This window comes from Streptomyces sp. NPDC018947, from assembly GCF_044390505.1.
In the GTDB taxonomy this organism is placed as follows: Bacteria; Actinomycetota; Actinomycetes; order Streptomycetales; family Streptomycetaceae; genus Streptomyces.
In genome coordinates this window covers 22,583-39,515 of sequence record NZ_JBIRZD010000019.1, presented here as the reverse complement: position 1 = coordinate 39,515, position 16,933 = coordinate 22,583, and the positions used below count along the sequence as shown (strand labels likewise).

The window sequence follows — 16,933 nt, the reverse complement described above, 5'->3', positions numbered from 1 at the left end:
CACCCCGCACACGCCGGTGGCCGGGCCCGAAGGCCCGGCCACCGGCAGAAGAGACGACACCCCAACGTGACTCCCCCCATTGACGCTCACGTCCGCCTCGACACTCACCCAACCCATCCCAGCGCCGTGACCGCCGTCCTGACCGGCAGCCAGGCCCGCATCACTCTCATAGCTCTCGAGGCAGCCGACTGGGCCGTCCTCGCGGCCAACGTCCTGGTCCTAGCCCGCATCGACCACGAGGAGCCCTACTGGGCGCAGGACGCAGCCAAACATCTGACCGTCGGCGCCATCACCGTCGAGATCACTCCTCGGCTCCAGGAGGCCATCGACGAGGAATGGAACTGGGCCAACTACCCGATGCCCTGGTACACCCGCAGCGAAATCCGCGAGGTCTCCAACGAGGCCCAGAAGATTCACGACGACATCCGCCACGGCCAGCTCCTCATTCACGCCCAGGCCCTACTCGCCTTCGAGAAGGTCCATGCGGCCGAGATGCGCCCCGGCCCGGCGCCCATGACCGACACCGAACGCGCCGCCGTCGAAGCCCGCGCCGTCTTCGACCTCACCGCAGCCAAGCCCGAACCCTCCAGCCCGGAGCCGGAGACAGTCCCGGTCTACCTGGCCGACGCCGGCGACCACGACGCCCTCCTCGACGCCTTCCTGGATGCACACGGCGACTGGGAACGCTGGCGGACCTGGTCGGACGAGACAACCTACGCCATCCACGAGTCCCAGACCCTGCGCATCGAGCGCGTTCACGAGACCTCGGCTCACGAGACCTCGTGGACCATAGCCGCCTACGAGACGCCCGTCTCCGACCGCATGTGGGTCCTCACCGCGACCGGCGCCATCCCCGCCCCGGTGTTGGAGGAGCTGCTAAATCACCTCGCCGACGGCGAAGGCTGGGACACAGTCATCGGCGCCCCAGCAGACGAGAAGATGGTCACCGCGGCCACGCAGCCGCTGTCCGAGGCCGGATGGAAGCACACCGTGGACGGTCGACGGATCCGCTGGACGTCTCCCGCTGGGGACGCGGGCATCCAGTTCGACGCCTTCACCACCCAGCACCCGAGCCAGAACCTGGCCACATGGACCGTATGGGCCGGTGCCGATCCTGACCGGCCCGCGTGGACCCTCACCGCGTCGGCGCACACCCCAAGTTCGCTGCTGGCCGACCTCTCCGAAAACCTCGTCCACGGAACCGGCACCCGCAGCGCTCAGGCCGGGGGCCGCGAACTAAGAAAGAAATGCGCCGTCACATCGCCGACTGCTCAGACGGTCATGGGCAGCCTTGCAGTCAGCCGTAGGCACTGATCACGGGTTCGCCGGAAGATGCCACCGGACGACCAAATCTTGACAAAGGCCGCCCATTACCAGCGACGCCGTCGGCCGCCACTCCACCGCCAAGCCCGCGAATCAGCTCGTGCGCACAGTTCACCTGCCTCGGCTGCGTGACTCCACCCGTACGTCGTCCGTCCAGTAATGGCGGAACGGAACGCGTTCCTGCGAGTGAAGCCCGAGGCGGGTTCCGGAGACCCGACAACGGCGATAGGCGCTTTGCTGCCCTACAGCCCCTGGGACTACCACGGTGCTTGCGACCAGCGAGTGACGAGGCCCGGCAACCGACACGGTTTGCCGGGCCTCATGGCATCGTCAGTCAACGAGGTAGTGGGCTTCGACGTAGGCGACGGTGGAGCTGTACGGCTCCCCCACCGGCTTCAACATGTATCGGCGGAAGACTGCGGCGGTTGCACGGCGGACGCCGCGGTTGCGGGCCTCGGCGTTGTCCCATGACTGGGCGAGGGTGCGTTTGACCACCTGGTCGATCTCCTCGGCCAGGTTCCGCTCTGTGACGGTGAGGCCGGACGGTGCGTGATCGTGGATGATCCGCGACAGGACACCCACGTGGTCGTCGTCCAGTACGACGGCTTCGTCGGGGTGCTTCTCGGCGTTCACGATGGCACGGGCGACCCGGAGTGCTTCGGCCAGGAACTCCATGGCGTCCTGGGCGTTCTGGATGATCCGGTCCCGTAGCTGCCTGATCCGTTCTGCCAGGGCGGTGTACTTCGCGGACCCAGGTTCGACGCCCTTCTCAAGGGCGGCCTTGATGTGGTCCAGGATCTCTGCCGCAGACGGCGGCCTTTTGTCCTCGCTGTCGTCCTTGTCGGGCTTGGGACGGACGAGGGCCAGCAGCTCCTTGAGGATTGTGATGCCCTGGGCATCCAGGACGAGGGCTTCTTCCTGGGAGGCGGCCACCGAGAAGGAGTGGACGTGTGCGTTGATTATCTCCAGGACCATCGGCCCCAGCTCGCCCAGTCGCTCCTTCCTTTCCTCGTCGGAAGACTTCTTGAATAGGGTCGTGTACGCAGACCCGAAGAGCCCGAACCCGTCCTGGTACTTGGCGACCCGCTTGTCCGTGTTGATGAGTGGGTACAGGCGGGCCAGAAGCCGGTAGTTCTTGCTGAAGACCTCGGCGGCGTCAGGGTTGGCGTCCAGGAAGCCGTTGATGACACGTACGGACTCGTATCCGTGGGCCGTGAGGTCGAGGCCGTCCACGTCTGCGAGGAGGTCTTCGATGCGGGCGAAGGTGGTGCGGAACTCGGCGACCAGGTCGGTCAGGTCGGTGACGAACCCGCCGCCCTTGCCGGCGGACCCCTCCGAGGTGGGGTCGACGACGGCACGCTGGACTTCTTCGGCCAGGCTGATGTAGTCCACGACCACGCCGGTGGTCTTCACGAATCCGGTCGGGGAGATCCAGGTGCGGTTCGGGCGGGTGATTGTCTGGAACAGGTTGTGAGCCTTCATGGGCTTGTCCAGGTAGAGGACGCCCTCGTTGGGGGCGTCGAACCCTGTCATCAGCTTGGCCGTCACGACCAGGAAGCACAGTGGGTCATCCGGGGTGAGGAATCGCCGCTTCTGGTCTTCCTCGTCGACCTCGGAGAGCCGGTAGGGCCGCATGGCCGCTTCCTCGGTCTTGGCGTCCGAGACGTGGATATTCACCTCTGCGGTGATCCGATCGTGCTTGCCGACCTCGGCGAGTACTTGCGACGCCTCGAAGCCGGCCAGCAGCTCGTTGATCTTGTCCGTGTATGCCACGGCCAGCTCACGATTGTAGGCAACGACCTGCGCCTTCAGCCCGTTGCGATAGGTGCCGGCCAGGTAGTGGTCCACGATGTCCTGGCAGACCGTGTGGATGCGTTCGGGGTTGGCGAACACCGAGGTGAGGCGCCCGAACTTGCGGGACAAGGTTTCACGGTCGGGGTCGTCGAGGTCGAATTCGTCGGCGAACTGGTCGAACTCGGCCTGTAGGGCCCGGTCGTTCATCTCGAAGGTGACCGGGTGCGGGTCCAGCATGACTGGAACGGTTGCCTCGTCCTGGAGAGACCGGGACACCGAATATCGATGCAGCACCCTGTTTGGGTCGGTCTCCTCACCGAAGAGGGCGAAGGTGTTGGTGGCGAGGTTCCTGACGGGTGTGCCCGTCATGCCGAAGAACTTCGCGTGCGGCAACGCTGCGCGCATCTGCCCCGCCAGGGAGTCTTCCTCGGATGACTGCGTGCGGTGTGCCTCATCGACCAGCACGATGATGTTGCGGCGGGTCGACAGGTTCTTGCCGGCATCGGCGAACTTGTGGACAGTCGTGGAGATGACGCCGCGCACATCGTCAGCCAGCAGGGAACGCAACTCCTTGCTGGTGGAGGGCTGGTGGAAGTAGGCGTCTCCCATCGCGGAGGTGAATACCCCGGAGGTTTGCCGCACGAGCTGGGTTCGGTCCGAGAGCAAGATGATCGTGGGTGACTCGGTGCGGGTGTCAGCCAGTAGCAGCGAAGCAGCGAAGACCATCAGCAGCGTCTTCCCGCTGCCTTGGTGGTGCCAGATCAGACCTTTCTTGCCGTCGGCCAGGACCCGCCTGTGGATCAGGTGGGCGGCCTCCATCTGTGGGTAGCGGGGCAGGTACTTCCTGTCCGCCCCGCCTCCGGAGGTGTCGAACAGGGTGAAGTTGGCGAGCATGTCCAAGACTGTGGCCGGGTTGAGAAGCAGCTCGACGGAGCGCTGCACGTCGGCCTGCCCGGACAGGTTCTCGTCGTCGTCAGTGGATCGGAACGGCTGCCACAGGTTCAGGGGCGCACCAGCGGCACCGAACCGCAGCTTCAGCCCGTCGGAGGCGACAGCGAAGACATTGGGGGTGAAGAACCATGGATATTCGGTGGCGTACACGTCGTTGATCTCGCGTGCGGCGTCGGCCCACCCGGACTTAGCGGTCGGTGACTTCACCTCTACGACAACGAGGGGCAGGCCGTTGGCCCAGTACACGAGATCGAACCGGCGGGGGGTCTTGCCGGGGATGGTTATGGTCACCTCGTCCGACACGACAAGGGCGTTGGTGGTCGGGTGCTCGAAATCGATGACCTTCAAGGCGTGCCACACGCCGTCGGCGCCCCGGAACTCCTTGTGCCCGCGGAGTAGTTCCAGTACCTGCTCGTTGGCGCGCACCAGCCCGCCTTCGACGGCGTTGACCGTGGCGATGATCTCCTCGACCACGGCGTCCACGTCGAGCCCGTCGATCACCTCAGGGTTGAGCCGGACGATGGCGTCCCGCAACTGGTCGGCGAGCACCGTTTGTGTCGTCTCACGCGGCAGCGACCTGCCCGCTTTGTAGCCCCATCCCATCGGGAGGGACCACTGGATCATCGAGTTCTGGAACTCGCGTTCCCGTATGCCCTTAGCCACGGCTCAGACCCCCAGTTCGGCAGACTCAATCTCGATGGTGCGGTCCAGCAGTCCCGCCAGCAGCCCAACCCGAACTTCACGGAGGCGCGCGGCTTCAGAGACGACAGCTTCACGATGCCCCCGGAGCCCAGACAGCGCGGCATCTACCGAAGCGATGCTGTCCGGACAAGGCATTGCTACCTGGATCGAGAACAACTGCTTGCGGTTCACCTTGGGCATCTTGGTCCGCCCAGCCATCGAAACCGCTGACTCGACTACGCGCTCTTGGAGCAGTACCTCACGTAGCAGGGAGGCGGGAATATCACCCTTGGGCCTGAGCGGATAGGCGTCCGCACTGCACAGCCCTGAGAATCCCGGCACAGCAACCTTCCGCAGCGCGGGACGGATTTTCGAGTAGATGACATCACCTTCGCAGAATAGGAACTTCCCGCTGATGATCTTGTCTTCCCGAGCGGTTCGTGCACCGACGATCTCCCCGGTGCCTTTGGCGATCGTCTCAACACCAACGTGGGTCAAGTCCGCGTACTCCTCCAACCTCGGGTCCACGAGCCGAGCGGTCAGCTCGCAGACATCAGAGAGTGGGGTCAAGGGCGCATCCTTGAGTAGCGATTCACGTGTTGCGTCATGAATCCGAGCGAGCGCTTCCGCTTCCCGGCGGAGTGCGTTGATCTGGTCATCGACCGCGTCGAGCACCTCTACGATCCGAGTTTGTACCTCACGGGGCGGGATCGGCAGTTGAATCTGCAAAAGCTGCTCTGGGTTGAGACGCTTGCGCCGTTGAACCGTCCCGCTCACTCGGTTCTTCATCTCTGCCCACAGTCGCGGTGAGCCACAGACATGCCTCATCCAGTCGGGCATCACTTCTGGGCCAAGCGTGAACGTCGGGAACTCGTTGCTGACGACGAACCCGTCGAACTCGGCAGGTACTACGGTGATCGGGCCCTCCCACGCAGTCAGCTTTCGCATCACGACCTGATCGGCGCGCAGCACGTTCATTGCTGCGTACTCTGTATCTCCGCCGTCGAGCTCCCCCTTAGCGACAACGCCCTTCCCTGCATTCAGGACACCGGCTAGACGGTAGGTAGTTGCAGGCTTCATCGGTGTGCGCTGGATGTCGAGACGCATCACTTCCCCGAGCGCACGAAGCGGATAGCCGTCACTCGCCGAAGCCCTGGATCCCTGTGGCGGAACGGCTACTACCTTGCGACGCACGGGAGACTCCAGACCACCGAGGCTGATCTGCTGCCAGTCACTCATCGAAGCCCTCGATCCCGGCGGCAGAGAGGACCGCGAGCATGCGCTGCTCGGCCTTCTGGCGCTCGGCCCGGGCGATGTTGTAGGCGTCGATGAGCGTGCCGAGGTCCTCTTGCTCAGCGGCGGCCTGCTTGATGTAGCGGCCAATATTGAGGTCGTACCCGTTCGCCACGATCTCTGTGGTGGGGACGAACCGAGCCGAGAGGTCAGTCTCTTCGCTGCCGTCGGAGCGCGAGTGGTAGGCGGTCACGACGTTGGTGATGTCTACGTCCGTGAGGACGTTGCGGTTCTTGGCTTTGGTGAATCGTGCGGAGGCGTCGATGAACAGCACGCCGTCCTTCCGCTCCGGGGCCTTGGTGCCAGGGGCACGGAATACGAGGATGCAGGTCGGAATCGTTGTGCTGTAAAAGAGGTTCGCGGGCAGCCCGATCACGGCTTCCAGGAGGTCGTGGTCCAGGACGCGTTGACGGATCGCTGCTTCCTGGCCGCCTCGGAAGAGGACGCCGTGCGGCAGGACGACGCCGGCGCGGCCCTTCTGCGGGTCCATGCTAGCGATCATGTGCTGCACGAATGCCCAATCCGCCGACGACTGTGGGGCGACCCCGCCGATGGCTCGCGGGTCGTTGGTCCAGGGCTTCCATTTCAGGCTGTAGGGCGGATTGGCGACGATGATGTCGAATTGCTTGACGGACCCGTCCGGCTTCTTGAAACGCGGGTCCCTCAAGGTGTCGCCGACCTCGACCTTGAATTCGGTCAGGTTATGCATGAAGAGGTTCATGCGGGCCACGCCAGCAGTGTCCGTTACCGCCTCTTGGCCGTTCAGGCTGAGTGTGTACCCCCGCCCGCCGTGGGCCTTCAGAAGGTTCGCGGCGGCAATGAGCATGCCGCCTGACCCGCAGGTCGGGTCGTACACCGACTCGTGGTTCTTGGGGCCCAGCAGTTCGATGATCAGCTCGACGACCTCGCGCGGCGTGAAGAACTGGCCAGCGCGGGTACCGGACCCGTCCGAGAACCGCTTGAGCAGGTATTCGTACGCTCCACCGAGCACGTCGTGGGACATGTTGCCCTCGTGCATCTTGGGGACGCGGTTCATCGTCCGCATGACCGACGCCAGCACCTCCCCTGGAAGCACCGCTTCGGAGGTCCAGGTCATGGACCCGAAAATTCGGGAGAACTTGTCAGGGTTGGCCGACTCGATGGCCTGGAGGGAAGCGCGAACCCGCTGGCCGAGGCCGTGCTGGGCGACGGTGGCGAGGATGGATGACCAAGAGGCGCGGCACTCGGCGACGGTACCGGGGAAGATGAAGGGGATCTTGAACGTCTGGTAGTTGCTGTACTCGACCTCGTCGGCTTCTTCGGCTGAGAGGTCGAGGTCCTCGTTCTCCTTGAGGAAGGTCTGATGGGTGTGCTCCCAGGTATCCGACAGATACTTCCAGAACATCAGAGGGAAGACGACCGAGGAGTACTGCGCCTCGGGCATCGCCACGCGCAGCTCGTCGGCGGCGTCCCACAACCGGTTCTCGATCTCCTGCTGGGTCACTGCCATCAGTCGGGGGTGTCCTTGCTCGTCAGAGGGTGGCGGCCCGAAGGCCGTGAAATCCTGCTGGTCACCCTATTTAGGGCGGGCTCTGCATGTACACACCAGGCTTACCTGCCGGGCGAGCACACGCGGAGCGTCGCACTCCCTGCGCGGGAGACTCACAGACGATATCCGCCTCCCCGGAACCACGAAAAACGGCAAACGACGCAGCCATCGGGACGCACCCTGCGGTGCCCTCGGGCATATGCGCGCGGGTAGCCGACGGCGCCCTGCACACCCCCGTCGCCACGTTCGTCCGCCGAGCCCCACCGCTCGAGAGCTGCCCGCACCAGACCTCCCAGGACGCAGCACGATGGCTTGCTACTCCTGTCCGATCAGTGCAACTCGAGTGAGGTACCGGGCTCGCCCCGATGCCATTTTCCGGCTCGCGAGAGGCGGGAACCATCATACGTAAGCTCATGCGGGCAACTGCGGAGACGTCGGCAACAGTGCTATGGCATATCCCACCACCCAACACTGACAGTGCGGGCCGCGCGCCTTCCCGGAGCCGAAGACAGAGCGGTTTCAGAGATCCCCATCGAAGGATCCCGCAGGCCGTAGCACAGCTGTCCACAGTGCCGTCCGGCAGCGCCAGCCGACGGTAATCGAAATCATGAGCGGATTAATCGTATAAGCGTTCGAATTCTGAGTGGCGTTGTCAGTGCGGTCGGGTATACCGGTCGGCTATGAGTGTTGCTCAGGATGCGGCTGCGTCGGCCTCCGGCGGTACGCAGCCACCGTCGGTTGACGGCGACGTTCCAGATGGCCACCGCCCGGCTGCTGCGGTTCCTGCATCGCGGGACGCTGGCCTCGGCGGAGAAAGAGACCCACGGACCGCTCAGGACGACTACCTGCTGGTTGAGCTGGTGTGTGCCGCGTTGGCGAAAATCCGCCTCGAACGACAGCGGGCCGGCGTTCAAGCTCGCGGCACGGACGGGTCGGGGCCATTGCCGCGTGCCTGGCGTGATGCACGAGGCCGCTTGTGGTGGAAGGCGCAGTCACTGGATTTGGAAGGGCCCGGCAACGACCTGGAACTGTTCGACTGGTGCCGTCGCCCGCTGAGGTCGTGGCCTGCACCGCTCTCCCTCACCGAGGGCGATCTCGAAGCGGTGCTGCTGGAGGGCGATGCCCTGTCTGAGTTCGCCGAGCAGGCTGCAGACCTGATCCAGCACGCTGACGTCGAGGCGGAACTCGTTCAGAATCAGGTCTTTGCCGCCCTGATGCTGTGTGCACGGATGAACGGTAGGGACGACGACGCTGTCCAGCGGGTCTACTGCCGGCTGCGGCGCCTGCTGATCGACCGTCCGGTGCTCAGCGACCGCGAGGTCCAGGCACTGGCGCGGGAACTCCCCGCAGCGGACTCCGACCATGACTCATTCCTCGCGAAATTCGTCCGCATCGCCTACGTCCACCACCCGGTCCAGGCGCCGGGGAAAGTTCGCCTTCGGCGCTGTGCAGACTGCCGAAATCCGGTTGACGACGGGGCCGTTGGCTGTGGGGCTCCCGGCTGTACCGGGGTGCCAGAGCAGTACGAGGTGACGTGTCTGGGCGCGTATTGGGCCCAGCACCGGGCAACCCGCCAGTTCTTCCACGATCCGGGACTGCTGGAGGGACGGCTGCTGGACCGCCTGGGCGAAGTCGCCGACGGCACACTGTGCATCGAGGACTGGCCGTGCCTGGACGCGTGGGATATGGCGTTGACGTTCGAGGCCCGGGAACCGGGTGCAGAGGCGGAGCGCTGGGTCGTCGATGCCAAGGACTGCTCAAGCCCTGCCCTACTCGCCCGGGGCTTTCGTTGCGATCCACGCGTGCCGGCGCGGCGACGCATCATCGTCATCCCCATGCACCGCCTCAGAACTCCCGGCTACCGCACGGACCTTGAGCGCGAACTGCAGGGCCGCGTTTCCGGCGTCGAAGTCCTCGACGAGAAGACATTCCTGCGGCAGGCCACCGTCCGTGCGCGTCAGGCAGGAGGAACGCGATGAGGGACACCCGCGCCTGGAGCAAGCAACTGGTGAAGGAGCTGACGGACGACAGCGTGCGCCCCCTGCTCGGCCCCCTCAGGCCGTGGGAGATCTGCGCGCTGGAGATGGGCCTGTCGTTCCTGGACGACCATCTGCCCGGCCAGGGCGTCGGCGCGCTGCGGCCGGTGCTGTCCGGTTACATGCGTCTGGATGAGGACCTGGGTCCGCAGCTGCGGACTCTGCGGGAGGTGATGGGCCCGCTTGCCAAGACCGGAACCATGCGGGAGAAGCTCGATCAGTACGTGAAGCTGCCGGTACAGGTGCGGGGCTTCGAACCCTGCGACATGCGCGGCCACAAGCCGGAGTTGTCGACCGTGTTCACCCGGCGGTCCACCCCGTACGCCGCGGCCCGTCATGACCTCTACCGTCAGACGCTGCAGAAAATCGCCCCCTACCAGACGGCGTCCCCGTACCGGCCGGTGCCGCCCGGTTCGGTGTGTTCTTTCGAGCGGGCCGACGGCAGGCGGGAACAGATCCGCGTCCCCGAGACTCTCATCCCGGCGCCGGCACCCGCGGTGCTGTCCGCAGCAGTCTCCCGAGTGCAGGAGCCCATCCACCTCACGCGGAATGACTTCCAGTGGGCTGCTGAACAGATCGATAAACTCCTGGAAGCCCATCCGGAGATCGAAAACCGGGACTTCGTCAAACGGTTCGAGCAGATGGAAGCCCTGCTGGCCGACCACACCGAAGGTCATCTCCTCGATCAGCAGTGGCGGATGACCATTGACCGCATGTGGCACGTGGTCGGCCTGATGAACAGCGGCAAGTCCACCCTGCTGGACCTGATCGCCTTCATCGTCGCCCGCCGCGGCGGCAAGGTCGGGTTCGTCCTCGCCTCCGGCAGCGACGTGTTCGCCAAAGTCAGCTTCCTGCAGGCCCTGGGCATCGATGCCGTGCCCATCTTCGGACGCACCCGGGAAGGCGTCCACAAGGACCGGTTCTGGCGCTCCCTGCTCCACGACGGCGAGACGACATTCCCCACGGGGCTGGACCCTGCCGCAGCGTTCGCCGACGACCAGTGCTACCTGGAGGAGCTGCGGCTGACCAGCAGGACCGACCGGGCCCCGCTGCCCCGCGAGGAGCGGCCCTGCACAGGCCGTCTCACCGTCGTCGGCGAGAGCGGGCGTCGAGACTGCCCGCTTCTGTCCCAGTGTCCTTCGCATACCGCGGCACGCAAGGTTGCCGAAGCACAGGTGTGGGTGACGACCGCGGCGGGCCTGGCCTCGACGAGGATGCCTCAGTCCCATATCGAGGTCCGCGTCGCCGAAGCGGCACAGCACCACCTGTCCGTCCTGCTCGTCGACGAAGCCGACACCGTGCAGCAGCAATTCGACGACCGGTTCCTGCTGCACGAAATCCTTTCCCAGCCCGGCAGGGGCTGGAGTCACCGGGTAGGCGACCGCATCGGGCAGCGGCTGGAGCACTCCTGGTTCCTCGATCTGCTGAACCCGGAGGTGACGGCTGGCGACAAACATTTCCGTCGGCACGATCAGGCACTGACCGAGCTGTACCGGCTGGTCATCGCCTCTGGTGCGGACGCACTGCGCGACGTCATAGCCGAGGGACCGTTCACCGGCTACAGCCTCATGCGGCGCTTGGCCCGCAGCCTTCACGGCCTTGGTGAACGGACTGACTTCACGGACAAGACGGAACAGGAAGAAGCCGCCGACTACTACTTCGAAGAGCACTTCGCCTCGCTGCTCTCCGCCCCGTTCCAGGCTCCTGCGGCGAACTGGGCCGAGCTGATCGAGGCGATGACGGCAGCCCACGACACTCGTGTCTCGGCCCAGGAGGCCGCAGAGGCATGGATCACGACACACCAGCCCGCCATCGACGAGCCGAAGGTCCGAGGCACGCTGGCGGAGTACGCACAACTGCTGCAGGCCGGGGTGTGGGCCGCGCGAATCACGACCTCCTTCTTCGAAGTCGCCCAACGGCTGCACGCCATCAGCTCCTCCCCGATCGGCGACGGAGAGGACTTCTGGAGCCGGCAGCCGCCACGTGACCTGATGCCGTTCGTGCCCGAACAGGCTGCCGGGAACCTGATGGCACTTCAGTGGCAGCCCAACCCCGGTGGTGACAGCGGGTCGTTCAGCATCCTGTGGCTGCGCGGGGTCGGCCGCTGGTTGCTCTACCACCTCCATGATCTCCTGACAGCCGAGGGCATCGAGGGACCGCATGTCGTCCTGGCCTCCGCCACCAGCTGGATGCCCGCCTCGCCCCGCTTCCACCTGGACGTCGCCCCGAACCTGGTACTCCGGGAGCCGGCCAAGGCCAGGGCGGCGCTGAAGGAGAGCAAGATGTTCTTCCGCCCGCCGCGCTACCCCGACGGCCGTCCCGTCTTCACTTCGGGCACCGGCGGCGACCCCATTCGCCATGCCCACGCGCTGTGCACGGCCGCCGACTGGATCTGCAACCCGGCCCCCGGTGCGCGCGAGTCCCTGCTCCAGCAGGCCCGTCTGCGGCTGGCCGACGACCGTCAGCAGGTCCTGTTCACCGTGCAGAGCACCCGCGATGCCCAGACAGTCGCCGACTACATCAACCACAAGACCCCGTACACGGCCCTGCACGTCATTCGCGACGACGACCCGCCCACCCGGCACAGCATCCCGAGGCGCCGCCTGCCCACCTTTGCCGCGTCCGACGCCGACATCCTGGTTGCTGCCGAAGGCGCCGTCCAACGCGGCCACAACATCCTCAACGCTCGCCGCGTCGCAGCCCTCGGCGCGGTGTTCTACCTGGCCCGCATCCACCCACCCGCCGACGATGCCACCTTCCCGCTGTCCCTGCTCAGCCGCGAGGCGATGCGCCGCCTCCGCGACCCGATCGAGCTGGCCGACCCCTCGGTCGATCCCGTCGACCTCGCGCGCAAACTCCGCCACGGCGAACGCCGCCGCTGGCAGCAGCGGGTCGGAGAGCCGGTCCTGTTCTCCCGCCTGACCGACCCGGTCGAACACGCGGCGTTCGTCGGCAACTTCCTCGTCCCGCTCCACCAAACAATCGGCCGCGGCATCCGTGGCAACGAACCGGTTCTGGTGTACCTCTGCGACGCTGCCTTCGCGCCCCGCACCGCCACGCTCGACGAAACCGCGGCCGACACTCCCCGCACGAGCGTGATCGTCGCCGCCCAGCAACTCCTGCACGGTTGGCTCACCGATCCAGGCCCGACCGCCACCGCGGCACAGCGCCTCGACCATGAACTCGCCCACGCCTGCTGGGGCCTGGCCTCCCATCTCCTCGACAACATCGACTGGGGTCACCGCTGATGCCCGCCTACCGCGCCACCCAGGCCACCGTGCTCACCTTCGCTACCGGGGCCAGCTGGCCCGTCACCGGCTACCGAGCGACCTGCCCACCGGGGATGCTCAGCCTTCTGCAGGACGCCTGGGAAGCCCGCCCCGGCCGTCGAAAGCGCAACGGACCCGACAGCCTGCCCACCAGGTCGCTGAGGGACTTGATCACCCTCATCGACCCGGAGATCACCTCCGTGCACTGGGACCCTCGCCATCCGGCCTGGCTGCGCGCGCGGACCGAGATCGACCCGGATCTGCTGCTGATCGCGCTGTCGGCATGGGCCTCCGCTCATGTGGCGCCCCAGGTGCCGGACACCGACTGGTACGGCCGTCTCGAAGGCGCCGGACAGTTCGAATGGATCCCCGAAGACCTCGACCTCGCCCAGCACGGCCTTCATCTCAACGGCACCGCCAACCCTCCCGCGCACGTCTTCGACCTCCTGCCCAGCCTCGTCGCCGAACATCTCACCACCACCGATCTTCAGCTCCTGGGCCACCGCCGTGACCTGCGGCTCGGCCCCACCCAGGCCGACGGCCGCCGCGCCCTGCATCTCGGCCAGCCGGAGCCCCTCATCGATGACGACGGCGCGGCCGGAGCCAGCGTGGACGTCCTCACCCTCCACCTGGAAACCGTGCCGGGGGTCCTTGAAGTCCACCTCCACCTCGACCTGGGCATGACCCGCTTCGCGACGAACGCGCTCGACTACATCCCCCGCCGCGGAAACGGCGACCCCACCGTCAGCGTCCTGCTCTCCGCCAAAGAGGGATTCATCCACCGCCGCGAACGTCCCATGCTCCTGCAGAGCTCCGTCATCATCCGCCGACGCGGACAGGACAGCTCATGGACCTGGCAGCCGGGCGTCGCCAGCATCCTCGCCCGCCTCACCCACCACGAGCCGCCCAGCCTCGACGAACTGCGCGCCGCCCCGGGCAACGCGGCGGCTCAGCCCTTCGCCGCGCACATCGTCCACAGCACCGGCATGACCTACCGCCATCCGAACCAGGACGGCGCCCCGCCGGCTCGTGCCACCCACGACCACCCCGTCGGCCACGGCTACCAGCCCCGCGACCATATGGAGGTCCTCACTCAGGTCGCCCGACAACTGGAGGACAAGGGGCTGGTCCCCCTGACGCCCAGCCCCAAGGCACGGACCCGGTCGAAGACACGCCTGCCGATGCATCTGCCCGACTCCCCCACGTACGAACTCGAAGTCTGGGCCTCTTCCGACCGCACCTGGCAAGGTCTACAGACAGCCGCCGCCGACAAACTCGGCCTGACTCCCGCCACCTCAACAGCGGCGTGCGCCAGCTTCACCGGACCGATCAACCTCACCCTCCACCGCCACGACCCGCAAGACTTGACCGCCGGTCTGCCACGCTCCACCAAGTCAGACCCGGCAGCCCGGCGGGCCGCCTACGAAGCCAGCGAGGTCGAACGCACGGCGCGAATCACCCGTGCATTCCCCCGCCTCGCCCACCCCATCGCCTGCATCGTGGAGATGGAAGGCGCGGCCTACTTCTCCCGCACACACCAGCGCGACCCCAAAACCCTCTTCAAGAAAGTCCTCCCGAGCCTGCGCCGCAACGTCCAGGGCCTGCGCCCCATCCCGCCGGCCAACCCCAATCCCAGCAAAGCAGCCCTCGCCAAGCGTTTCCCCGGCACCGACTTCGCGACCACCGACATCGAGCGCGCCACTTCCGCCCTCCGGGACGCCCTCCGCCAGGCCGGACACCTGCCCAAACTCCCCGCCCCACCCGGCATCGAAGGCCCCTTCGAGCTGATCACCGTCTGGCTCGCCCCCGCAGGCGAGCGGATGCTCGTGCCCATGCTGATCCGTCAGCACACCCACGAGGAACCCACGGCACAACTCATGACGACGACGGGCAGCCCCACCGAGCGCCCCATGCCGTTGACCGCCCTACCGGAAGCCCTCGTGGCCGGCCGCGGACGCGTGCCCCGTACCGCACGCGCGGCCCTCGCCGAATTCCTCACCAACGCCCTGTCGCTCGACTCCACCGCCAATCGCCTGCTGCTCGTACGCCGCGCCCGGACGAGCGACAAGGACATCTGGCCCTGGCTCCAGGACAGCCGCATCACCTTCGACCAGCTCGTGCTGCCGGGCATCGACCTCACGGCCCCCAACGCGGACCCAGACCACCGTAAGCCCGGCGACCAACCGGGCCTGCGCATCATCCGGCTACGCGAGCGCAGCGATCGCTCTGCGGTGCCCAGGGCCTTCGGTGTCACCCAGGAAATGGTCAGCGCCGGCGACGACACCGACGAGCTGATCCCCGTCACCCGTCACGGACGATTCTCCGGCCTGGTCGAAGTCGGGGAACGCGCCTTCTGGGGCATCAACCCGCGCCCCGATCAGAATCAGACCCCTCTCACGATCACCAAGTTCGACCCGGCCCAGACCGGTAACCGGACCTGGACCTGCTCCAACCCGACCTCCCTGGAGATCGTGCCCGCCTTCCTCCAAGACGGCGACAACCCGGCCGACTGGGCCATGTACGTCCAGGCCCAACGACGCCTCCACGCCCACACCGACATCGCCACCACGTGGCCCGCCATCGTCCACCTCGCCGAGCTGATGGAGGAATACATCGTCTGATCGGCCAGCCCATGCCGCTGCTGACTGGTCAGGTCACACGCGCTAGCCGGACGTGTTGGGACCTCCCCCTGAGTGGTGGACACGCTGATACTGGATCTGCTTGATCCGGAGGAAGTGAGAAGACCGCCGATGGCGATGAAGGACTACTCGGACGAGTTCAAGGCCGATGCCGTGGCCCTGTACGAGTCCACGCCCGGGGCGACGTACAAGAGCATCGCCGCCGACCTGGGCATCAACCGGGCCACCCTGCGTGAGTGGGTGCTGCGGGACCGCGAACGCCGCGGTGTCGCCGCCGCTGCCCCGTCTTCGGGCGGGACGCCGGCGTCCCGGGCCGTGCAGACGGCATCGTCCGCCGATCCGGACGAGCGGATCCGGCAGCTGGAGGCTCGGGTGGCCGAGCTCGAGGCGAGTGAGCGGAAGCTGGCGACCGAGCGGGACATACTCCGCAAGGCGGCCAAGTATTTCGCCGGGGAGACCAACTGGTGAGTCGCTTCCAGTTCGTCGCCGACCACCGGGACGCCTACGGCGTGAAGCGGCTTTGCGAGGTCTTGGACCTGAACCGGTCCAGCTACTACAAGTGGCTCTCCGGCAGGAAGGCGCGGTCGTCCCGGCAGAGCGAGGACCGGCTCCTGGCCGAGCGGATCCGCGAGGTCCACGGCGAGTCCGGCGGCGCCTACGGCTCCCCACGGGTGACCGCCGAGCTCCGCGCGAAAGGCCTGCGGATCAACGAGAAGCGGGTCGCCCGTGTCATGCGGACGTTCTCCATCACCGGCATCCGCCTGCGCAGACGCGTCCGGACCACCGTCCCGGACCCGACGACCTCACAGGTTCCGGACCTGTTCCAGCGGGACTTCACCGCCAGCGAGCCAGGGCGGAAATACATGGGCGACATCACATATCTCCCGCTCGCAGGCGGGGAGTTCTTCTATCTCGCGACCGTGCTGGACTGCTTCAGCCGCAAGGTCGTCGGCTGGTCCATCGCCGACCACATGCGCACCGGCCTGGTCGCCGACGCACTGCAGATGGCGGCCTCGACCCGCAGCGGCCTGGACGGCTCCGTGTTCCACTCCGACCACGGGGCCCAATACGGCTCCCGGGACTGCGACCAGCTCGGGGTGACCCGGTCGATGGGTGCAGTCGGCACCAGCGCGGACAACGCCGCCTGCGAGAGTTTCCACGCATCCCTGAAGCGCGAGACCCTCCAGGGCGCCCGCGACTACAGTGACGCCGGCACCTGCAGAAGGACGGTATTTGCCTGGCTGGCCCGCTACAACACCCGCCGCCGGCACTCCGCCAACGGCCACCTCAGCCCCAACGAATACGAACGCCGACACCACGCGGCTAAGCTCACGCTCGCCGCGTGATCAACGAAGCGTGTCCACCATCACGGGGGAAGGCCCGTATGAGGCCATCCGGCTACGCGTCACCGCACCCAGG

The 16,933-nt window shown here is 66.5% G+C and carries 8 protein-coding genes; 5 read left to right on the top strand and 3 right to left on the bottom strand.

The features are described from left to right. Positions 1 to 66 precede the first annotated feature (66 nt). On the top strand, positions 67 to 1,314 hold the full coding sequence (locus ACH499_RS29795; protein ID WP_399019645.1) for a DUF317 domain-containing protein: 1,248 nt from the start codon (positions 67 to 69) through the stop codon (positions 1,312 to 1,314). 339 nt (positions 1,315 to 1,653) lie between these two features. Here the strand turns inward: ACH499_RS29795 and ACH499_RS29790 are convergent, their stop codons facing one another. From ACH499_RS29790 to ACH499_RS29780, 3 genes are read right to left on the bottom strand one after another with little or no spacing between them, the layout of a single operon-like run. Next, the gene (locus ACH499_RS29790) at positions 1,654 to 4,731 is read right to left on the bottom strand and encodes a type I restriction endonuclease subunit R (RefSeq protein WP_399019642.1); all 3,078 of its coding nucleotides are present in this window, start codon (positions 4,729 to 4,731) and stop codon (positions 1,654 to 1,656) included. Between the two features lie 3 nt (positions 4,732 to 4,734). Continuing rightward, complete coding sequence (locus ACH499_RS29785; protein WP_399019640.1) at positions 4,735 to 5,988, bottom strand: restriction endonuclease subunit S; 1,254 nt, start codon at positions 5,986 to 5,988, stop codon at positions 4,735 to 4,737. Beyond that, complete coding sequence (locus tag ACH499_RS29780; protein WP_391037684.1) at positions 5,981 to 7,531, bottom strand: N-6 DNA methylase; 1,551 nt, start codon at positions 7,529 to 7,531, stop codon at positions 5,981 to 5,983. The genes ACH499_RS29785 and ACH499_RS29780 overlap by 8 nt, the downstream gene beginning before the upstream one ends. 719 nt (positions 7,532 to 8,250) lie before the next feature. Between ACH499_RS29780 and ACH499_RS29775 the strand changes: the two genes are divergently transcribed. The 4 genes from ACH499_RS29775 (at position 8,251) to ACH499_RS29760 (ending at position 16,860) form a co-directional block, all read left to right on the top strand. Continuing rightward, complete coding sequence (locus ACH499_RS29775; protein WP_399019638.1) at positions 8,251 to 9,549, top strand: hypothetical protein; 1,299 nt, start codon at positions 8,251 to 8,253, stop codon at positions 9,547 to 9,549. Next, complete coding sequence (locus ACH499_RS29770; protein ID WP_399019636.1) at positions 9,546 to 12,854, top strand: hypothetical protein; 3,309 nt, start codon at positions 9,546 to 9,548, stop codon at positions 12,852 to 12,854. The genes ACH499_RS29775 and ACH499_RS29770 overlap by 4 nt, the downstream gene beginning before the upstream one ends. Continuing rightward, positions 12,854 to 15,496, top strand: a complete 2,643-nt coding sequence (locus tag ACH499_RS29765; protein WP_399019634.1) for a pPIWI_RE module domain-containing protein — start codon at positions 12,854 to 12,856, stop codon at positions 15,494 to 15,496. Before ACH499_RS29770 ends, ACH499_RS29765 begins: the two co-directional genes overlap by 1 nt. Positions 15,497 to 15,625: 129 nt before the next feature. Then, positions 15,626 to 16,860, top strand: a protein-coding gene (locus ACH499_RS29760) for an IS3 family transposase (protein ID WP_399019632.1) whose coding sequence is annotated in 2 segments (ribosomal slippage) — positions 15,626 to 15,968 and positions 15,968 to 16,860 — 1,236 coding nt in all. Because the reading frame shifts where the segments join, the coding sequence is not laid out codon by codon here. Positions 16,861 to 16,933 lie beyond the last annotated feature (73 nt).

Bases quoted from the DNA above. Each gene is read 5' to 3' on its own strand.
- ACH499_RS29785 (WP_399019640.1), bottom strand. From the start codon at position 5,988: ATGAGTGACTGGCAGCAGATCAGCCTCGGTGGTCTGGAGTCTCCCGTG.
- ACH499_RS29780 (WP_391037684.1), bottom strand. From the start codon at position 7,531: ATGGCAGTGACCCAGCAGGAGATCGAGAACCGGTTGTGGGACGCCGCC.
- ACH499_RS29775 (WP_399019638.1), top strand. From the start codon at position 8,251: ATGAGTGTTGCTCAGGATGCGGCTGCGTCGGCCTCCGGCGGTACGCAG.
- ACH499_RS29770 (WP_399019636.1), top strand. From the start codon at position 9,546: ATGAGGGACACCCGCGCCTGGAGCAAGCAACTGGTGAAGGAGCTGACG.
- ACH499_RS29765 (WP_399019634.1), top strand. From the start codon at position 12,854: ATGCCCGCCTACCGCGCCACCCAGGCCACCGTGCTCACCTTCGCTACC.